At 45.7% G+C, this 19,540-nt stretch carries 15 protein-coding genes and 2 tRNA genes; 11 read left to right on the top strand and 6 right to left on the bottom strand.

Annotated features, from left to right (window positions below):
• Window positions 1-68 precede the first annotated feature (68 nt).
• Both vexH and ACFFUV_RS00645 read right to left on the bottom strand, forming a co-directional pair.
• Window positions 69-3,179, bottom strand: a complete 3,111-nt coding sequence (gene vexH, locus ACFFUV_RS00650; protein WP_390188996.1) for a vibriobactin export RND transporter permease subunit VexH — start codon at window positions 3,177-3,179, stop codon at window positions 69-71.
• Window positions 3,179-4,231: an efflux RND transporter periplasmic adaptor subunit gene (locus ACFFUV_RS00645; RefSeq protein ID WP_390188995.1), complete on the bottom strand. Its 1,053-nt coding sequence runs from the start codon at window positions 4,229-4,231 to the stop codon at window positions 3,179-3,181. Before ACFFUV_RS00645 ends, vexH begins: the two co-directional genes overlap by 1 nt.
• A gap of 279 nt (window positions 4,232-4,510) precedes the next feature.
• Between ACFFUV_RS00645 and ACFFUV_RS00640 the strand changes: the two genes are divergently transcribed.
• The 5 genes from ACFFUV_RS00640 to ACFFUV_RS00620 all read left to right on the top strand — a co-directional run bounded on the left by ACFFUV_RS00640 (window position 4,511) and on the right by ACFFUV_RS00620 (window position 9,356).
• A tRNA-Tyr gene (locus ACFFUV_RS00640) sits at window positions 4,511-4,595 on the top strand.
• Window positions 4,596-4,675: 80 nt separating this feature from the next.
• Window positions 4,676-4,760 (top strand) — tRNA-Tyr (locus ACFFUV_RS00635).
• A gap of 651 nt (window positions 4,761-5,411) precedes the next feature.
• Window positions 5,412-6,167, top strand: a complete 756-nt coding sequence (otsB, locus tag ACFFUV_RS00630) for a trehalose-phosphatase (protein ID WP_390188994.1) — start codon at window positions 5,412-5,414, stop codon at window positions 6,165-6,167.
• The gene (locus ACFFUV_RS00625) at window positions 6,154-7,950 is read left to right on the top strand and encodes a glycoside hydrolase family 15 protein (protein WP_390188993.1); all 1,797 of its coding nucleotides are present in this window, start codon (window positions 6,154-6,156) and stop codon (window positions 7,948-7,950) included. Before otsB ends, ACFFUV_RS00625 begins: the two co-directional genes overlap by 14 nt.
• Window positions 7,947-9,356 (top strand): alpha,alpha-trehalose-phosphate synthase (UDP-forming), encoded by a 1,410-nt coding sequence (locus ACFFUV_RS00620; RefSeq protein WP_390188992.1) that lies wholly within the window; start codon window positions 7,947-7,949, stop codon window positions 9,354-9,356. Before ACFFUV_RS00625 ends, ACFFUV_RS00620 begins: the two co-directional genes overlap by 4 nt.
• A 79-nt stretch (window positions 9,357-9,435) precedes the next feature.
• Here ACFFUV_RS00620 and ACFFUV_RS00615 read toward each other — a convergent pair whose 3' ends face one another.
• Both ACFFUV_RS00615 and gmhB read right to left on the bottom strand, forming a co-directional pair.
• Complete coding sequence (locus tag ACFFUV_RS00615) at window positions 9,436-9,777, bottom strand: MliC family protein (protein ID WP_390188991.1); 342 nt, start codon at window positions 9,775-9,777, stop codon at window positions 9,436-9,438.
• Between the two features lie 58 nt (window positions 9,778-9,835).
• Complete coding sequence (gene gmhB / locus ACFFUV_RS00610; protein ID WP_390188990.1) at window positions 9,836-10,387, bottom strand: D-glycero-beta-D-manno-heptose 1,7-bisphosphate 7-phosphatase; 552 nt, start codon at window positions 10,385-10,387, stop codon at window positions 9,836-9,838.
• 231 nt (window positions 10,388-10,618) lie between these two features.
• Here gmhB and metN point away from each other — a divergent pair, with 231 nt between their 5' ends.
• The 3 genes from metN to ACFFUV_RS00595 are packed head-to-tail and all read left to right on the top strand — an operon-like array spanning window position 10,619 to window position 13,183.
• Entirely contained in the window at window positions 10,619-11,653 is a 1,035-nt protein-coding gene (gene metN / locus ACFFUV_RS00605) for a methionine ABC transporter ATP-binding protein MetN (RefSeq protein WP_390188989.1), read from the top strand.
• Complete coding sequence (locus tag ACFFUV_RS00600) at window positions 11,643-12,320, top strand: methionine ABC transporter permease (protein WP_390188988.1); 678 nt, start codon at window positions 11,643-11,645, stop codon at window positions 12,318-12,320. The genes metN and ACFFUV_RS00600 overlap by 11 nt, the downstream gene beginning before the upstream one ends.
• A gap of 53 nt (window positions 12,321-12,373) precedes the next feature.
• Window positions 12,374-13,183: a MetQ/NlpA family lipoprotein gene (locus ACFFUV_RS00595; RefSeq protein WP_390188987.1), complete on the top strand. Its 810-nt coding sequence runs from the start codon at window positions 12,374-12,376 to the stop codon at window positions 13,181-13,183.
• 63 nt (window positions 13,184-13,246) lie between these two features.
• Here ACFFUV_RS00595 and ACFFUV_RS00590 read toward each other — a convergent pair whose 3' ends face one another.
• Complete coding sequence (locus tag ACFFUV_RS00590; RefSeq protein ID WP_390188986.1) at window positions 13,247-14,023, bottom strand: Zn-ribbon-containing protein; 777 nt, start codon at window positions 14,021-14,023, stop codon at window positions 13,247-13,249.
• A gap of 2 nt (window positions 14,024-14,025) precedes the next feature.
• Window positions 14,026-14,571 (bottom strand): SecY-interacting protein, encoded by a 546-nt coding sequence (gene syd / locus ACFFUV_RS00585; RefSeq protein ID WP_390188985.1) that lies wholly within the window; start codon window positions 14,569-14,571, stop codon window positions 14,026-14,028.
• Between the two features lie 108 nt (window positions 14,572-14,679).
• Between syd and queF the strand changes: the two genes are divergently transcribed.
• The 3 genes from queF to ACFFUV_RS00570 all read left to right on the top strand — a co-directional run bounded on the left by queF (window position 14,680) and on the right by ACFFUV_RS00570 (window position 19,482).
• A complete protein-coding gene (gene queF / locus ACFFUV_RS00580; protein ID WP_390188984.1) occupies window positions 14,680-15,525 on the top strand; it encodes an NADPH-dependent 7-cyano-7-deazaguanine reductase QueF in 846 nt (281 codons plus the stop codon).
• A gap of 10 nt (window positions 15,526-15,535) precedes the next feature.
• The gene (locus tag ACFFUV_RS00575; protein WP_390188983.1) at window positions 15,536-17,806 is read left to right on the top strand and encodes a tetratricopeptide repeat-containing diguanylate cyclase; all 2,271 of its coding nucleotides are present in this window, start codon (window positions 15,536-15,538) and stop codon (window positions 17,804-17,806) included.
• Window positions 17,807-17,913: 107 nt separating this feature from the next.
• Window positions 17,914-19,482, top strand: coding sequence for a GGDEF domain-containing protein (locus ACFFUV_RS00570; RefSeq protein ID WP_390188982.1), 1,569 nt, complete (start codon window positions 17,914-17,916; stop codon window positions 19,480-19,482).
• Window positions 19,483-19,540: the final 58 nt, after the last annotated feature.

Genomic DNA, 19,540 nt, shown 5'->3' with positions numbered 1-19,540 from the left:
AGTGGCGATGTCATAATGCAAAAGCCCGCAAACGCGGGCTTTTTAGTCCTCCAAACACACGCATACCGCTAATGTGTCGAACGAGCTTTAACATCATGACTCAATTCAAGATTAAGCTCGGCTTCCACATGACCAGGAGAACGCGTCGAGGCGGAAATGAGGCGATACATTGCAGGAATCACAAACAAGGTAACTAACGTCGCAAATCCCATTCCAAAGAAGATGACGGTCCCGACCGCGACTCGGCTTTCATAGCCAGCCCCTTGAGAGGTAATTAATGGAATCGCGCCAGCTAACGTGGTAAAGGCTGTCATCAAAATTGGCCGCAATCGACGCGCAGCTGCATCCACTATCGACTTTTCAAACTCAATCCCACGATCACGAAGTTGGTTGGCAAACTCAACGATCAAAATGCCATTTTTGGTGACCATGCCAATTAACATAATCATGCCAATTTGGCTGTAGATGTTCATCCCCTCACCCATTAGCCACATGCCAAGAAAGCCGCCAAATACTCCCATCGGAACGGTAAACATCACCACCAGTGGGTTAATGAAGCTTTCAAACTGAGCCGCTAGCACTAAATAAGCGACCAACAAAGCCAAAGCGAAAACCACCAGCACACTCGATTGATTCTCTTTAAAATCTTTCGACTCCCCTGAATAGCTAACACTGACATCGCCAGGCAACACCTCAAGCGCTTGCTGATCAAGAAAATCGAGCGCCGCCCCTAACGTCGCACCTTGCGACAAATTGGCAGTGACCGTAATCGCTTTCTGTTTGTTATAGTGAGAAAGACGAATCGCAGACGCCACTTCATCAATTCGAGTTAATGCATCCAACGTCACCAACTCACCTCGCTGGGTACGCATGTATATTTGACTCAGATCGGCAGCATTATTGAAGCTGTTTTCATCACCACGCAGATAAACGTCATACTCTTCACCACGTTCAACAAACGTGGTTTCTTTTTTCCCACCGAGCATCACCTCTAAGGTGTTGGAGATATCGGCGACACTGACTCCCAGCTCTGCAGCGCGCTGTTTATCCACAGTAACCACCAGCTCTGGTGTCTTCTCAGAATAATTAATGTCCGCCCCTTCCATCAAAGGGGAGTCTTCCGCACGTTGTTTGAGTATCTCGGCTAAACTTTGTAACTCTTGATAGTCCGACCCTCCAATCACAAACTGCACAGGTTCACTCGATCCCCCACGAAACCCGGGCATAAACGGAAACACACGAACATCCGGAATCCCAGCGAGCGCCTTACGAACTTCGCCTAGGGCATTTTGCGCGGTAATATCACGTTCGTTCCAATCATCCAAAATCATGATCACGAACCCCGTTTGATCACCCGCATTACCTCCAAACGCCGGAGATTGAATGCTAAATGACTTTAAGAAACCTTGGCCGAGTAATGGCAACAGTCGCTCTTCGACTAAATCCATATTGGCAGACATACGATTATAACTGGTCGCATCTGCACCACGTACAAAGGCAAAGATAACCCCTCGGTCTTCTGACGGAGTCAGCTGAGCCGGCACCAACTTCAGCAAGCCAAAACTGCCCGCAATACAGGCCAAAATAATCACCGGTGCCGCCCATTTCCAGCGCAGAGCATAACCAAGCACACGACGATAGCCCGTTTCTAAGCGAGAAAATAGATCATCAACCACACGATTAAACCGATTCGGTTTGACATTGGCACTCAGGATTTTGCTGCCTAAAACTGGCGTCAACGTGAGCGCAATGAGAGAAGAGAAAATCACCGACATCGCCAGTAACACCGAGAACTCGGTGAACAGTAATCCAACCATGCCATCCATAAAGGATATTGGTAGGAACACCATCACGAGCACCAATGTTGTCGCTATCACAGCAAAGCCAACTTCACGAGCGCCTTTATAGGCAGCAAGCAGTGGCTTTTCGCCCCGTTCAATGTGATGGAAAATATTTTCAACCACCACAATCGCATCATCGACGACCAGTCCGATGGATAAGATCAGCGCCATCAAGGTAATCAAGTTGATAGAAAAGCCAAAATAATAGGCCGCGATAAATGAAGAAATCAGAGACACAGGTACCGTGACGGCTGGAATTAAGGTCGCACGTGCTTGACCGATAAAAATATACAGCACCAAAATCACCAAACCGCCCGTGATAAATAGGGTGCTGTAGACTTCAGAGATGGAACGCTCGATAAACACCGTCGAATCATAGTCAATCGCTAAACGCGTTCCTTCGGGCAGAAAGCGCTGAGCTCTATCGACCTCGGCATGCACGGCTTTGGCCACATCCAAAGGGTTGGCATCCGATTGAGGAATGACCCCCATGCTCACATTTACCACGCCATCACTTTTAAACGTCGAACTCTCGTTTTCAGCACCGATATAAACATCCGCGATATCTTTGAGATAAATCGGTGAGTTATCACTGGCACGTTTTACCACGAGATACTGAAAATCTTCTGGTGTTTTATAGCTACGAGCCGTGCGTACGGACATAACAATCTGATCATTACGCACTTCTCCACCAGGGCTTTCTAAGTTTTCTTGACGCAAAGCAGTGGTGATATCACTGGTGGTCACACCACGACCTGCCATTAATTCGGGCTTTAATTTTACGTACATGACTTTGTACAAGCCACCAGAAATATCCACCGAACTGACGCCCGAAATCAGGCTGAATCTATCCAACAACACGCGCTCAGCGTAATCCGTCAGTTGCGTTCGGTCCATTAGCGATGAGCTCAGGTTGATATACACCGACGCTTCGCCAGAACCGTTATTTTTGAACACAATCGGGTCATCTGCCTCTTCAGGTAACGAACGCTGAGCTCGAGCAACCGCATCTCGCACATCGCTCACTCCAACCGTTAAGTCGTAGCCTAAGTCAAAGGTAATGGTTATTCGTGAACTGCCATTACGCGTAGTCGAGGAAATTTCATCAATGCCGCTGATGCCAGACAATTGATCTTCCAGTACCGACGTGATTTGGCTTTCAATGATGGTGGCGGACGCGCCTTCATAACGAGTAGATACCGAAACAACCGGGCTTTCGATATCCGGCATTTCACGTACTGCCAACTTGGAAAACGAGACAAAACCAAAAACACACAGCAGCAAACTTAAAACGATGGCGGCAATTGGCCGTTTAACAGAAACATCAGACAACAACATTACTGATTATCCTCTTGCGAAACCGGGCGTCCATCCTTACCCACTTCAACAACAGCTGCGCCATCGCGCATATTAACAATGCCTTGCACAACCAGCTTTTCACCAATTGTCACGCCTTTTTCAATGACCACTTGGTTTTCCACTCGCGCGCCAAGAACCACCTCTCGGCGGTGTGCAATATTGTTCTCATCCACCACATAAACATAACGTTTGGTACCTGAATACTCTAAAGCTTGGACAGGAATAATCGCCGCCTCTAGCGCAGGAAAAGCCAAGGTGGCCGACAGCAGCATTCCTGGTTTTAAAGCTTCATCTTGATTATCAAAATGGATACGTACGCGTAAATTTAGCGTTTCCGCGTTAATGCGGGTATCGACGCCAACAACATGCCCATAAAACGTGCGGTCACCCCACGCGCTCGTGCGGGCGGTAACCGCCATTTGTTCTTTGATCAAATTGAGATAACGCTCTGGGACTTGCAGATCCAGTTGCATCACAGACAGGTCATCTAACGTCAACAACGCTTCTCCGCTACTGACCATTTTGCCGCGGCTAAAATCGATGAAGCCAATGCGCCCAGCAAACGGTGCTCGAATATTAAGGTCGGCCAAATTGGCGTCAGATGCAGCAAGTCTTGCTTGAGCAATCTCAACGCTCGCCTTTTGAGCGTCAATTTCCGTTTGAGTGATTGCGTTGCGTTTCACCAAACGTTCAAATTCACGCAGCTTTCGCTGCTCATCATGTAAGTACGCTTGGGCTTCTGCTCGTGCCGCGCGAATTTTGTCTTCATCCAGCTGAATCAGCAGTTGATTTTTGGTCACCAACTGATTTTCTTTAATTGCGATACGGTCGATTTTCCCGGTCACTTCAGGTGAAATCACGACCGATTGCTCAGCGTCCAATTTACCCACTAACGTTAATGCTTGGGAAACTTCGTGCATTTCAACCATCTCGGTAATCACCGAAATTGCACGGTTTGCAGCCGCAGTAGAGAAGCTTAAAGTAGAGAGCGCCAATGTAAGTAAAGTCGTTATTGTCGTTTTTGTTTTCATTATGATGGATCTGCGAGTTAAAAACTGATGTTAGTGTAGCGAGATAACACGGTTTTAAACGTCAAGGAGTGTAAATACAACCAGCAAAAGTGTAAGTAACTTCTCATTACTCTACATCAATTGGACTACAATCGTCCGCTTTGACGAAAAAGGCAGCATTCGGCTCTAATTTCTACAAAAACTCTTTACAGCGTTGCCGAGTTTGTTATGATGCGCTCCGCACTTAGCCAATGTGTTGGGAAAACGTTGGTTGAGCCTATTTTAGATAGGAAAAACCCTGGAGGGGTTCCCGAGTGGCCAAAGGGAGCAGACTGTAAATCTGCCGGCTCCGCCTTCGATGGTTCGAATCCGTCCCCCTCCACCATCTTCTTCTCAGTAGAGAAAACCTTAATTGACTGTGTTGGGAAAACGTCGATTAAGCCTATTTTAGATAGGAAAAACTCCGGAGGGGTTCCCGAGTGGCCAAAGGGAGCAGACTGTAAATCTGCCGGCTCCGCCTTCGATGGTTCGAATCCGTCCCCCTCCACCATCTTGAAAAGACCCGCTTTTTTAAGCGGGTCTTTTTTATAGGTTCTTTCCATCTTACTCCACGTTCTTCCTTTGCTCTTCATGTATTTCATTGAGCAAAAATCAACCAAAAATAATAATTTTTGCGTACTTTCCTTGATCCTATCTCTATTACAATTGAATCATCTTCTCAGATAAAAACTGGCTAAAAACCAGACAAAAACAACAACAAATAACATCAGTAACCAACTGATATTTAAGAAATAATAATACCATTATTTACTTTAAATTCTCTCTAACCCAATATTAATTTAAAACTTAAAAAAACAAATATATAAAATAATAAGCGATTAGGAATAATAAAAAATAAATAACCTCCGCATTCCAATTTAAATAATAAAATAATTACATACTGAGCATGTAATTATTACACTCACCTAGTTGAAATTATTTAATTAAGTTAACAACCGGAAAAGAAAAAACAAAACCCTGTTAACCATTGATATGACTCGTCTTACTCACCATTTAGCATTAAAAAAAACACTTTATAAAAGTTAAACTTTTAATTATATAAAATGTCCCAATATTAATATAAGCCCTTGTATCAATGTACTTGTTTTATTTTTTTAGACGCGTTAGGTTAAATATAACGCTTAGATAAGAGAGTCTTTACATGCAAAATAAATTGCCGGATCTAGATTTTAATAAGGCTGCAATATTTTTGGATTTTGACGGTACACTTGTCGACCTACAACCCACTCCTGATGCTGTGATCGTCAGCGACTCTTTACGAAAAATGCTGCTACAGTTAAATGAGCACACTCAACATGCACTAGCACTTGTTAGTGGGCGCAGCATTGAATCGATCGATCAGTTGTTAGCACTTCCAGACATCGCCGTCAGCGGTAGTCATGGAATGCAATATCGTTGGGAGTCAACCCAATCCATTCAACACCATCCACAGGTGTCTGCAGTGCCCGACGCACTGGTTCAACAGTGTCAACAGTTTTGCCAACAGCATGGACTTTTGCTGGAACAGAAACCGCTATCGATAGCGATACATTATCGGAGTCACCCCGACATGGAACGTCAGGTTGAAAACTTTTTGAGCACGCTAATCGGCAGCGCGACGCAGCTCGAAATTCAAACAGGCAAATTTATTCGCGAACTCAAGCCGCGAGGCATTGATAAAGCCTCAGCGCTCGCTCAGTTTAGCCAATCATCCCCTTTTGCTGGACGTATCCCTTGGTACTTTGGCGATGATGTCACTGACGAACATGCTTTTGCTTGGGTCAAGCAGCACAATGGTATTTCGGTCAAAATTGGCGATGGAGACAGCTGTGCTGACTATCACCTGTCCTCACCGCAACACGTCCTTGAATATTTTCTTAAGAATTTAACCAGCGAGGAAGACTATGCACGACAATAACCTAGAACTAGCACTGATCGGTAACTGTAGAATTAGTGCGCTCGTCAACAAAATGGGGGAAATCGTCTGGTGCTGCATGCCTCGTTTTGACAGCGACCCCGTATTCGCTTCATTGCTGAAAAGCGGAAATAAAGAAGATTTAAACGGTACTTATGGTATTGACGTTGATGGATTTAGTCACAGCGAGCAACAATACCAAAAAAATACGGCGATTCTAAAAACCACCCTCTACGATCAAAGCGGTAATGGCGTGGTGATCACTGACTTTGCTCCGCGCCTTTGGCAATACGGCCGTACCCATAGACCAGTCACGATTATGCGCATTCTTGAGCCCATTGGCTCACCCAAAATTCGCGTACGTATTCGCCCAGCGGATAACGAGCAAGACACCGCATATCAACGTCTTGAAGGCAGTAATCACATCAAATTCAATGGTGCGACCCAATCGCTTCGTCTCACGACCGATATTTCCGTGACCAGCATTCTTGATGAAAAGTGGTTTATACTCGACCGTAAATCACATCTTATTTTTGGCTCCAACGACAGCATTGAAGAGCCGATTCAACAGCTAACCCAGCGCTTTTTGCATGAAACCGAGACAAGCTGGCGAGATTGGGTGTGTAACCTCGCCATTCCTTATGAGTGGCAAGATGCGGTTATTCGCTCGGCAATCACTCTTAAACTCAGTGCTTTTGAAGATACCGGCGCTATTGTCGCGGCAATGACCACCTCTATTCCCGAAGCTAAAGACACCGAACGTAACTGGGACTACCGCTTCTGCTGGCTACGCGACAGTTACTTCACCGTTCATGCCTTGAATCGCCTTGGTGTCACCGGGACTATGGAGCAATACCTTCATTACTTGGTCAACCTTGCGGCAACCGTTGATGATGAATACCTACAGCCGGTATTTTGCATCAATGGTGATAAAGAAATGGAAGAGCGCATTATCACCAAGCTTGATGGTTATCGAGGCATGGGTCCTGTGCGTTTTGGTAACCAAGCGGCGGACCAAATTCAGCATGATGTCTATGGTGCGATTGTACTCTCTGCGACTCAAATGTTTTTTGATGAACGCATTCGCAAACCCGACGATAAACGCTTATTCCCACTGCTAGAGACCGTGGGAGAGAAAGCCGTGAAGTACTACAATCAGCCAGATGCCGGCTTGTGGGAGCTGCGCGGTAGTCAACATATTCATACGTTCTCCAGCATGATGTGCTGGGCCGCAGCAGACCGCTTAGCCAAAATCGCCAAGTCCCTGCAACTTCATGGCCGTCAAGAATATTGGCAACGTCATGCGGACCAAATCCGTCAGGATATCGACCAACACGCCTTTAATACTGAGTTAAATAGCTACACCGCAACGTGGGGCGGTGACACTATGGATGCAAGCTTGCTACTTGCTTGCTCATTAGGCTATGTCAAAGGTGACGATCCGCGCTTTGTCGGTACAGTGGAATCAATCGAAGATCAGCTGCGTCCGCAAGGCAGTAAATATATTTTCCGCTATGTGATTGAAGACGATTTTGGCGCGCCAGAAAATGCCTTCACCATTTGCTCCTTCTGGTACATCGAAGCACTGGCAGCGATTGGTCGCGTCGAAGAAGCCCGAGAGTTATTTGAAGACTTACTTGAGCGCCGTAACCACGTTGGATTGTTATCTGAAGATTTAGAGCCGAACACAGGTGAATTGTGGGGTAACTTCCCGCAAACCTACAGTATGGTCGGCATCATTAATTGTGCACGTATTTTGAGTCAACGTTGGGAGGATGAACTATGAGTCGATTAGTCGTGGTATCCAATCGGGTCGCGAGGCCCGATTCTCTAAACAGTGGGTCGCAGGGCGGCCTAGCTGTTGGAGTGCTTGCTGCTATGGCAGAAGCAGGAGGATTGTGGTTCGGCTGGAACGGAAGAATTGAAAACCGCCCAACCACAGAAGTTCGTGAAGAGCGACGCAACAATATTGATTTTGTCACTATTGGTTTACGACAAAACGAATACAACAATTTTTATCTAGGCTATGCCAATAGCGTCCTTTGGCCACTGTTTCACCAACGGCCGGATTTGATGGCGTATCGTCATAACTATCGTATGGGCTATCTAGGAGTGAACCGCAAATACGTCAATCAGTTACTGCCTTATTTAAAACCGGATGACACAATTTGGATTCATGACTATCAGTTAATTCCAATGGCGCAAATGCTACGCGAAGCTGGCGTAAAATGCCCAATTGGTTTTTTCCTACATACCCCATTCCCATCTTATGACCTGTTAAGAGCACTGCCTGACTACAAGCAGATGCTCAATGAACTGCTTCATTACGATTTAGTGGGTTTTCATACCAAAATCGATGAACACAATTTCCATGAATCGATTCGCTATGGGCTCGGCGGTACAGTGCCACCTTCTGGTCTGGTTGATTGCAAAGGCCACAATGTGCAAACCGGAGTTTATCCCATTGGCATTGAAGCCGATGAGATGTCACGCTTAGTTCAAGTCGGTAAAAATTCCAAAGAGTACCAACAGCTGGAAGAGGAGCTTGGCGAACGCAAGTTAATTATGGGCGTCGATAGGCTCGATTACAGTAAAGGTATTTTCCGCCGCATTCAGTCCTATGAACAATTGCTAAAAAACCACGCTGAAATGCATCGCAAAATCGTATGTATGCAGGTTGCACCAACGTCTCGTGGTGATGTAAAAGCGTACTCAGAATTAGCTCAGCGTATTGACCAAGTCGCAGGCCACGTTAACGGTACTTACGCAGACTTCGACTGGACACCTCTAAGATATATAAACCGCGGTTTTCGTCGCCGTACTATTCTCGCTTTATATAACTTGGCTCATGTCGGCTTTGTGACGCCATTACGCGATGGGATGAATCTTGTCGCCAAAGAATATGTGGCTTCGCAAGATCCCGAAGATCCAGGCGTTCTGGTTCTATCAGAAACCGCGGGCGCTGCGGCAGAGTTAACCGATGCGGTTATCGTTAATCCATACGATACTGAAACGGTCGCTAAACGCTTGGCCGAAGCGATACAAATGCCACAAGACGAACGTGTAGATCGCTGGCAAAAAATGATGGCCATTCTGCGTAAGAATGATATTCACGCTTGGCAGAAAAACTTCCGTTCCGACCTTAAGGCGCTGCCTCACCCGGCTCCAGAGCAATCACTCGTCGTCAGCTGATTCATTCCCAGCCCGCGTAAAACTACCGAACTAAGCCAGTCCTTGCCTTACAAAGACTGGCTTTTTACCGCATTAAATTCTAATTATCTACAGCGCAGTTTTTAAAGATTGTGCCTTTAAATTCCAAACGCGCTTCATTCCCTTTGGTAAAGAGCATGATCGGGTGATAGGTATCCGGCGTATCATTGGCTAAGATGTAGCGAGCCCCTGAGCCCGAGCGAATACGTTTTAACGGATAGACTTTCTCTGATAACCCTAATTCAGCGATATGACCATCCGGCGCATAGCCTACCGAGAAGCGTTCACCTGATTCACATCGATAAATCAGTGGAGCATCATAAGTATGCTGCTCGAAAGAGCTGCAGGCCGTTAAGTAAAAAGACACCAGTAACCCAATTACTAAAGAAGATTGTTTTCTCATTCCCACTCCTTAGCCGTTAGCAATAAAAAAGGCCGCTTTGCGACCTTTAAGTATAATGCTATTTGCTGAGATAACCGGGCACGTCAGCCAAACTGTTTAACACCGCATCGGCCAGTGCTTCTCCTTGCTCGGTTATGGGTTTACCGGTTTTGACCAAAATTTTCGTACCAACGTCTGCCGATGCTGCCGCCATAAGGTCTTCTGCTTTGTCCCCAACCATCACTGAGTTGGCCATATCGATTTTCAAAAAATCCCGAGCCGAAATGAACATGCCTGGTTTAGGTTTTCGGCAATCACACTCTTCTTTATATTTGCCTTGACCAAATTCAGGATGATGCGGGCAGTAGTAGATACCATCGAACTCAACGCCATTATCAACGAAGTTCCAGTCCATCCATTGGGTTAATGACAAGAAACGATCTTCGCTAAACTTACCGCGCGCAATTCCTGACTGATTGGTGACTAACACCAACTGATAGCCCATTTGCTTAAGCTGTTTACACGCCTCAAATACCCCTTCGATAAATTCGAAGTCGTGTTCATCATGGACGTATCCGTGGTCAACATTAATCACGCCGTCACGGTCTAAAAACACTGCTGGTTTAGCCAAAACTTACTTCTCTTTCTTAACTCAAAATGGTTGTTAGGAATTATTGCACGCTTTATTTCTTTCATCACTATCTAATTCCGAAAAGACAGTGCATTCTGCTGCATTTAGCCGTCTAGACGTCAAAATATCTATTGACTTGAATCCTTGAAACCCCTAGCATCTGCTAACAAATGAGATTTAGCTCAAAATATTCTACTGAATTCCCTGTACAACGAATGAACAGGTTGTTAAATGATTGAAATTAATCAAGTAAACAAAGTCTTTTACCAAGGCCACAAAGAAATTCACGCATTACGAGACATCAACTTGAAAATCACTCAAGGAACGATTTTCGGTGTCATCGGTTCATCAGGTGCAGGGAAGAGTACACTGATCCGCTGTGTGAACATGCTAGAGGCGCCAACCACTGGCGATATTATCGTCGATGGTGTGAACCTGACAACACTATCAAAACGTGAGTTGAGTGAAGCTCGTCGTAACATCGGGATGATCTTTCAGCATTTTAATTTGCTGTCGTCACGCACTGTGTTTGAAAACGTTGCTTTACCCTTAGAGCTCGCCGGTAAAGAGAGTTCGCACATTGAAACCAAAGTGGCAGAACTGTTAGCCCTTGTTGGTCTTGCTGATAAACGCGATACCTATCCAGCCAACCTCAGTGGCGGACAGAAGCAACGTGTGGCCATTGCGCGAGCACTGGCATCTGATCCGAAAGTATTGTTGTGTGATGAGGCGACCAGCGCGCTTGACCCGGCAACAACCCACTCCATTTTGGAACTACTAAAAGAGATCAACCGCAAGCTGCACATCACTATTTTGCTGATCACGCATGAAATGGATGTCGTAAAGAGCATCTGTCATGAAGTCGCGATCATCGGTGATGGTGAGTTGGTGGAAAAAGGCACCGTCGGTGAAATCTTCGCTCATCCTAAAACGGCTTTGGCGCATGAATTCATTCGTTCAACCTTGGACCTTTCAATACCTGAAGACTACCAAGCTCGCCTGCATCAACAACCTGTTGAAGGGAGTCATCCGCTGGTTCGCTTAGAATTTACTGGTGCCACAGTAGATGCACCGCTTATGTCGCAGATAGCGCGCAAATTCAATATCGACGTCAGTATTCTGAGTTCTGACCTTGATTACGCTGGCGGCGTTAAGTTCGGCATGATGGTGGCAGAGCTGTATGGTGCAGAACAAGACGGCAATAGCGCTCTGGTTTTCCTAGATGAACATAACGTAAAAGTAGAGGTATTAGGTTATGTCCTTTAATGACATTGCAACATGGATGGATTTGAACTCTAAGCTGCTTCTTACTGCAACTTGGGAAACCCTATATATGGTCGCCGTTTCTGGCCTCGTGGGCTTTGCGTTAGGGATTCCTCTCGGTGTTATTCTTCACACCACCAAGAAAGGCGGTTTGTTGGAAAACTCAAAACTCAATAACGTGCTTGGTGCCATTGTTAACATTGGCCGCTCCGTGCCTTTCTTAGTGCTAATGGTTGCCATCATTCCAGTCACCAAAATGTTGGTTGGCACGTTTATTGGCACCACGGCGGCCATTGTTCCCCTCACCATCGGCGCCATCCCGTTTGTTGCCCGCTTGATTGAAGGTGCACTGCTAGAAGTGCCTACGGGCTTGGTGGAAGCAGCACAATCTATGGGAGCGACTCCCATGCAAATTATTCGCAAAGTATTGCTGCCAGAAGCGATGCCGACCATTATTAATAGCGTAACCATCACACTTGTTACCTTAGTCAGCTATTCCGCAATGGCGGGGACGGTCGGAGGCGGTGGCCTTGGCGACGTGGCGATACGCTATGGTTTCCATCGCTACGATGTCGTGATTATGGCCGTGACCGTAGTCATGCTTATCGTACTGGTTCAAATTATTCAATCTATCGGTGATGCCATTGTTCGCCGTGTCGATCATCGATAATCAAAGCTATATAACAACAATATATTTTATTTAAAGTTTAACAGGAGATAGTCATGAAATTTTCACTCAAGGGTTTGCTAGCCATTGCTGCTACTGCATCTGCGTTAGTCCTTACAGGCTGTGGCGACGATGCCCAAGACAACAGCAAAATCAAAGTCGGTGTCATGGCGGGTGCAGAAGCACAAGTTGCCGAAGTTGCAGCAAAAGTTGCTAAAGAGAAATACGACCTTGACGTTGAGTTGGTGACTTTTACTGACTATGTAACACCAAACGCAGCACTAGACGACGGCTCTGTCGACGTCAACGCTTTCCAACATAAGCCTTACCTTGACCAGCAAATCGCCGACCGTGGTTACAAATTGGCTGTCGCAGGTAACAGCTTTGTGTACCCAATCGCGGGCTACTCTAAGCAAGTAAAATCGGTTGACGAGATTCAAGACGGTGCACGTATTGCCGTGCCAAATGATCCAACCAACCTAGGCCGTTCATTGCTGTTACTAGAACAACAAGGTCTAATCACACTGCGTGATGACGCGGGCTTACAAGCAACCGTACGCGATATCGTCGAAAATCCAAAGAATATCTCAATTGTTGAGTTGGATGCTGCACAGCTTCCGCGCTCTTTAGACGATGTAACTTTGTCTATCATTAATACCACTTACGCAAGTTCTATCAACCTAACCCCAGAGAAAGACGGTGTGTTTGTTGAAGATAAAGAGTCACCATACGTAAACCTTATCGTTGCTCGTGAAGACAACGTTAATAATGAAAACGTGAAGAACTTTGTGAAAGCTTACCAAACTGAAGATGTTTACCAAGCAGCATCAGACATCTTTAACGGCGGTGCGGTTAAAGGCTGGTAATCTCTACGCAGATTTCAGCAGAGATAAAAAAGGCCCCTAGGGGCCTTTTTTGTTGCTTACGATTTACTTCAAGTGATCCCAAGAGATGTTGGACACGATTCGGCAACTCTCACACTTAAAATGAAAGATATCATGCAATGGTTCATCCAGACGCCAAGCGCTTCCGCATTTCGGGCAAGGTCGCGCTTGTTCGTCCACCAAACTACTGCCTCCGACTCGATACTGGTAGTAGTAGGTAGGAATCTGCGTTAGATATTCGATTCGTCCACGTAAATCCCAGCCACGACGAAAGAGTACACTGTCCGCATCACAGATTTCATGCAGCGCTGCGTGCTCTGCTCGGCAGCCTCCCGCCATTTGCAATTCATCACAGGCTTGCCATTCTGTTTGCCACTTAATGACCGCTTTGTGGTCACCATTAAAGGTCGGCGGGTTGCGATACAAAGGGATCGGCAGTAAGGAATCACCACTGCGTAACGGCGAACAAGTGTGCACATAGGTGGTATACAGAATCTGCCAACTAGGCGCTTGTGCTTCAGCCGCTTGTTCTGAGTTCATATCGCGGCCGAGCAATCGCATCTTCGGTGTTAACAGCGCCGCATCACTTAACCGAGATAAACACGTTTTAACAAATCCCGAATGATTCCTAGGATGCAAACTCTCTTCTTCCGGACATACCACACGTACAAAGAATTCCCCCTCGCCCATCACGATGGGAAACTCTCTCCCTAAAACCTGACCGTTATAACGTAGTGCGTCCATCAGGCCATTGATGGCTTTGTCGACGGCATTTATCGTGGTGTTATCAAAACACTCAAACTGTAATTCAACGACGTACATGGTTACACCATCGGTTGGAGTTGTTCGAGAAACTCAGCGAGATTATTCGCCAAATGTACACGTTTTTTTGTGCCTAAGGTTTCCAAAATCACTTCACCGCTTAAGTTACAGATAGACACGACATCTAAGTCACCATCTGTAGCCGCAATAAACACCGTTGGCTTGAGTTTCAAACGGCGCTGCATCACCAAGTGGCCAAGAACATTTTCTTGTAGACGTTCAAAATCATCGTCACTCCATACTTGAAGTAATGTTAATTCATGGTGCTCAAAACGTGCGGGCATATCAGCACTGTATTGCGCGCCGTAAAAGGTTTTAATATCGTCATGCAGGGTTAACTCAATACCGCGTTCAATATTCGCTAAGTCATTGGCCTGCTCACGAGGTGTCGCTTGCCATTCCACACCGTTGCTAAGCTTTTGCACTACACAGGGGGATGGCAGTTCAGCCAACTCTTCACTAATAGGAAGGCTTTGATGAATTTGTTGATAAGATTGCTGATAACGCTGGCTAAACGAAAATAATGCTTGCAAGGCACTGTTGGCCATAACACACTCCAACTTGATGAGTTTGCGTAGCGCCATGATTTGAGCTAATGACAGCCACGTCGGTATTGCGTAAAATTCTCGGTATTCTAATCGAAAACAATACAAATTATGAGTAAATATTCTGGTGCGAAAGAGCTCGCAGGCCTTACTTTAGGACAAAAAACCGACTATGCCTCTGAGTACGATCCTTCACTACTGCAACCCGTGCCACGCAGTTTAAATCGCGATGACTTGGATCTTGGTGAATCACTACCGTTTAAAGGCTGCGATATTTGGACCTTATATGAGCTGTCTTGGCTTAACCAGCATGGTCTTCCACAAGTTGCCGTCGGCGAAGTGACCATCCCTGCCACCAGTGCTCATTTGATTGAGTCTAAGTCGTTTAAACTCTACCTCAATAGCTTTAACCAAACACGATTTGATGACTGGCAACAGGTTGAAAAAACACTCACTGACGATCTCTCTGTGTGTGCTGGCGAGCCGGTGAAAGTGGTCTTAAATCATGTTCAACACTATACACAGCAACCGATCGTCACCATGCAAGGTGAATGCATTGACGAGCAAGATATCGAGATCGCTGATTATCAGTTCAATCCGGCCTACTTAGAAAACGCCACCAGCGATCAGCAGGTCACTGAGAGCCTACATAGCCACTTGCTAAAATCGAACTGCCTGATCACCAATCAACCGGATTGGGGCAGCGTTGAAATTCAATATCAAGGCCGTAAAATTAATCGTGAAGCTTTACTGCGTTACATTGTTTCCTTTCGTGAGCATAATGAGTTCCATGAACAATGTGTCGAGCGTATTTTTACTGACATTATGAAATACTGTCAGCCAACCTCTCTCACCGTGTATGCGCGCTATACACGACGTGGCGGTCTCGATATCAACCCATACCGCTCGACTCAACAGGCGGAGCCTTTACACAATCAACGCATGGCGCGTCAATAAGGATTTTTACATGCTACCTTTTCGCTGGATATTCATCATCCTGTGGTGTGCGTTAAGTGTTACTCACGCTGCGCGAGCAGCTATTCTTTATTCGTCTCCCGTCCTCAACGAGGCTGCGGGGCTGCTAGATATCGTTCCGGAACAATCTAAACAGTTAGCGAGTAGTTACTTAACCCAGCGAACCTTAACCGCAAAAGAGGAGAAAAGCCCCTCTTCCGTGGGACGTGAAGATACGGACAGTCGAATTCGTACGCCAGGAGGCACCGTTGAAGCGCTACAAATTCTCGCTCAAGCGGAATACAATCTTGATAACCATAAAATAGCGATGCAAAGGCTAGAGCAAGCAGAGCAACTTTCCTCGCGCCATACATTGCCGTTTCAACATTTGAGAACCCGATTACTGATGATTCGTCTACGCTGGTTGGACGATCATAACTCTCGTCAGGCGCAGAAAAGCCTAGTCTCCGTTGAACAAGAATTTCGTCAAATCGAAAACACCGAGCAACTGGCTAAAGGCATTCAGTATCAAATGAGCATGCTTGCCGCTGAAATTGCCTCGTATGACAACGACATTCTTGCAGCCGATCGCCTGTATGCCGCTCAAGCAGATTACATCAGTCATGTGCAATCACCGAGCATCATTATTGACTACCACACGGCCATTGGTCGCCATCTTCTCAATCACAAACTGTATAACAAAGCGTTGTCTGAGTTATTGCTCGCCTACTGGAGCGCGATTGAGGAAAATGCCAGTGCGGAGTTGGCTAAGGTCAACCAATTATTGGCTCAGCTGTTCTACGAACGTAAAGTGCTCGACAAGTCACTGGATCATCTATTGCAGGCCGCCGATTTCTATGACAATTACGAGAAATCGCCTGCCCTACCCCATGTCCTGAAATTAATGGGCGATGTTTACTACCATCAAGGAAAATACAACCTTGCTTTGGTTCATTATTTTAATGTCATTGATCATGAAGACGAACGCAGTGATATTCGTAATGTCATTGATATTCGCCTTTCGCTGGCGAAAACCTACCTCCATCTGTACAACATCCCTTTGGCCGAGCAATATCTCAATCGCGCAAACGAACTGTTAGCGGTCGCTCACTTCCCTGAATTAAAGGCCGAGGCGTTACTTCTCGAGTCCGGGCTGGCGTATAATCAAAAGCTCTCTTCGCAAGCAATCAGCAGCGCACAACATGCTTTGGATATCGCAACCGAAGAAAAAGACGTTGGCTTACAACAAAATGCTTATCGTTTATTGTATTTAGCCTATGAACAAGCTGGCCAGTACGACAAAGCCCTTAGCAACATTGAGCAATATAATGCGTTGGCGACCATTGAGCAGCGCCAACTTAACCTGATTAGCGAAGACGCGTTTCGTCAGCAAAAAGAGTTTATCGAGCAGCGTTTACACTTAACCGCACAGCAAAAACAATTGGATAAAGTCAGCAGCGACTTTCAAAAATTCCAGAAAGTGTCGTTTGTGCTATTCATCGGTGGCACCTTATTCTTTTTGTTAATGCTACGTCGCGGCCAATTGCTTAAAGACAGTCAAGAAAGCATCGATGCCTTGACCAGTCGGTTATTTACTCACTCACGCTCAGGCCTCAACAACCTCAGAATGCTCAACATCAAATTGCCGCAATCTCTTGAGCAGAGTAGTGACAAATTTGAACGCTGGCACATTGGTGAATTGATTAACGAACCACTCAATGACCGCCTTCAATTCGCGATGATAGATGTTCCATTCATGCGTAACATTTACCTTAAACATGGGTACGAAGAAGGCTTGAAATTAGAAAAAGCGTTCGGCGACTACATGAAAGAACATATTGAAGAGCCCGCGCGAATTTATCATTTTTCCGATTCCAACTTTTTGTATATCGAACCCAACACCGACCGCGACCGAGACCCAGCGCAATTAGTCGATAAAATTCAAAAGTGGATTGAGGATTTTCTTCCTCAGCGCAACTTAGACAGAATCATTCGTGTTGGCATCGCAGATTATCCGTTTTTGCCGCGTGCTTATACGGCGATCAACGACCGCGAACTCCTCGATATTTTGCTGATGGCGACGAGCGCAGCGCGTACTTTGGCAATGCAAGAGCAAACCAGCCAGTGGGTTTATCTCAAAGCGATTGAAAATGCACCTGCGGCAAGCTTAGCCACCGGAAATATTCGCAAAGCGTGTAAGCATTCACTCAGTCAGGGGTTAATAAAAGTGCATTCTTCATTCCAGAATGAGGAAACGCTCAAAAAACTGTTAAAAGATGACTAAAAGGGCATCAAACAATCGTACAAACGGGTGACGAAGCGTTTTTATTTGATATTATCGAATATCAGTCGGCAGAGATGTCAGTGATTTAGTGGTTAAAAAGTTTATAAATGAGCGGTTTAGAACAAGACCTTGATCAACAGCTAAAAATGCTGAAACAGCAGCTTGAGCAAGTGCGGCTGACACAAAGGGATAGCTCATTTAAATACCAGCGCGAGCAAAAAGTACTCACCCGAATGATTGCATCGTTATGCCATTCTCAACGTGATCGGGCCAACTTGCGTCTAAACCAAAGCCTTGATGAACTGTGCCAATCTCTAGAACAAAATAAGGATGTCAGCCTCCTTATTCCTAAGATTTCCGTTGTCGAACGGCTATTGCGTCAGCAATCGACAGCCAACGAAAAGCACGGGCAACACTTGGATACCCAAGTCAAACAAAGCGGTGAAACACTGCTACGGATAACGGGCTTACCCGCTAAGTTAAAACGCGACTTAAGAGATCTACTCAGTTACTCACACGGCACTTCCCTCTCCCATTCTGAACACATCACTAAACTTCTTTCTGTCTATGAACGAGCGCTAAAAGTTGTTACCGCCAACCCCGAAGCCACAGTTGAAGAATTCCATAACAGTGCAGAAAAAGAGTTATTAGCCCGGCTATCCAATGAACTTCAACACCTCATCACCGAGCTCGATTTTGAAGGCGAATATGGTGAACGGTTGCTGGATATTCGCGCGAAATTACTGCTTGGCTTAAACACTCACTCATTGCTTGAAATTACCTTGCAAACTCTACGTTTGGTCGTTGAAGGTACCAAATTTGAACGTAAGACCTCCGAGCAATTTGTTGATACGGTCAATCAGACGTTATCTCATCACTTGGCCAATTCAGGGCACAATCTCGACCAAACGCAAAGTTACTTTCAGCAACGTGTTGCCACCAATCGTGAAATTCAACAAATCGTTCAACAGTCACACCGAACGGTGTCATCAGCGTCGACCCTTGAAGGGTTGCAGATGAACATTAGTCCACTACTGGAGAAAATTGCCCAGTTATCAGAACGATTGCAGTTAACCGAAGAGCGTGAACAAGCCCTGATTGAGCGAGTCAGCCATAGCCGAAGTCAGATAGAATCGCTATACGAAGTCAGCCAAGATTATCGCCGCAGACTTGAACTTCAAGCCCTGAAAATGCAGCGCGATCCACTCACCAAAGCATTGAACCGTAATGCTCTACTTGAACGTTTAGATATCGAATATCGTAAATGGATCCGTCATCAAAACTTGCTGCGTGTGGTGCTGTTAGATATCGATAACTTCAAAGTGATTAACGATAATTTTGGCTACACCGCCGGCGATAAAGCATTGAAAATCATCGTTCGCACCATTACCAAAGAGTTACATGCCTCAGAGACTCTCGCGCGTTTTTCCGGTGAAGAGTTCGTGCTGATTTTGCCAGAGCGCAACAGTAGTGACGCTCATAAACTAGTTAAAAACCTTCAAAATCAAGTCTCTAAACTTCCATTTAAATTTAAAGATCAAAACATCATGATTACCTTCACGGCCGCCGTTACCATGTTTGCTGACAACGACACGCCAGAAGTCGTGATGGATCGCCTCAACCATCTACTCAACCAAACCAAACAAAAAGGTCCCAACCAATTGGCGTGGCAATAAACGCCTCAACACATCATCAATATCTATAGATTGATTCAGTAATATCAAGAAGTTATGT

The organism is Vibrio olivae (genome assembly GCF_042428525.1).
GTDB lineage: Bacteria > Pseudomonadota > Gammaproteobacteria > Enterobacterales > Vibrionaceae > Vibrio > Vibrio olivae.
The sequence above is the reverse complement of the archived record's forward strand: the minus strand, read 5'-3'. Positions and strand labels throughout refer to the sequence as shown.

What these genes read in the sequence shown, in the direction of transcription:
- ACFFUV_RS00620 (WP_390188992.1), top strand. Translation starts at nt 7,947, where the DNA reads ATGAGTCGATTAGTCGTGGTATCCAATCGGGTCGCGAGGCCCGATTCT.
- ACFFUV_RS00615 (WP_390188991.1), bottom strand. Translation starts at nt 9,777, where the DNA reads ATGAGAAAACAATCTTCTTTAGTAATTGGGTTACTGGTGTCTTTTTAC.
- otsB (WP_390188994.1), top strand. Translation starts at nt 5,412, where the DNA reads ATGCAAAATAAATTGCCGGATCTAGATTTTAATAAGGCTGCAATATTT.
- ACFFUV_RS00645 (WP_390188995.1), bottom strand. Translation starts at nt 4,231, where the DNA reads ATGAAAACAAAAACGACAATAACGACTTTACTTACATTGGCGCTCTCT.
- syd (WP_390188985.1), bottom strand. Translation starts at nt 14,571, where the DNA reads ATGGCCAACAGTGCCTTGCAAGCATTATTTTCGTTTAGCCAGCGTTAT.
- ACFFUV_RS00600 (WP_390188988.1), top strand. Translation starts at nt 11,643, where the DNA reads ATGTCCTTTAATGACATTGCAACATGGATGGATTTGAACTCTAAGCTG.
- metN (WP_390188989.1), top strand. Translation starts at nt 10,619, where the DNA reads ATGATTGAAATTAATCAAGTAAACAAAGTCTTTTACCAAGGCCACAAA.
- queF (WP_390188984.1), top strand. Translation starts at nt 14,680, where the DNA reads ATGAGTAAATATTCTGGTGCGAAAGAGCTCGCAGGCCTTACTTTAGGA.
- ACFFUV_RS00625 (WP_390188993.1), top strand. Translation starts at nt 6,154, where the DNA reads ATGCACGACAATAACCTAGAACTAGCACTGATCGGTAACTGTAGAATT.
- ACFFUV_RS00570 (WP_390188982.1), top strand. Translation starts at nt 17,914, where the DNA reads ATGAGCGGTTTAGAACAAGACCTTGATCAACAGCTAAAAATGCTGAAA.
- ACFFUV_RS00575 (WP_390188983.1), top strand. Translation starts at nt 15,536, where the DNA reads ATGCTACCTTTTCGCTGGATATTCATCATCCTGTGGTGTGCGTTAAGT.
- vexH (WP_390188996.1), bottom strand. Translation starts at nt 3,179, where the DNA reads ATGTTGTTGTCTGATGTTTCTGTTAAACGGCCAATTGCCGCCATCGTT.
- ACFFUV_RS00595 (WP_390188987.1), top strand. Translation starts at nt 12,374, where the DNA reads ATGAAATTTTCACTCAAGGGTTTGCTAGCCATTGCTGCTACTGCATCT.
- ACFFUV_RS00590 (WP_390188986.1), bottom strand. Translation starts at nt 14,023, where the DNA reads ATGTACGTCGTTGAATTACAGTTTGAGTGTTTTGATAACACCACGATA.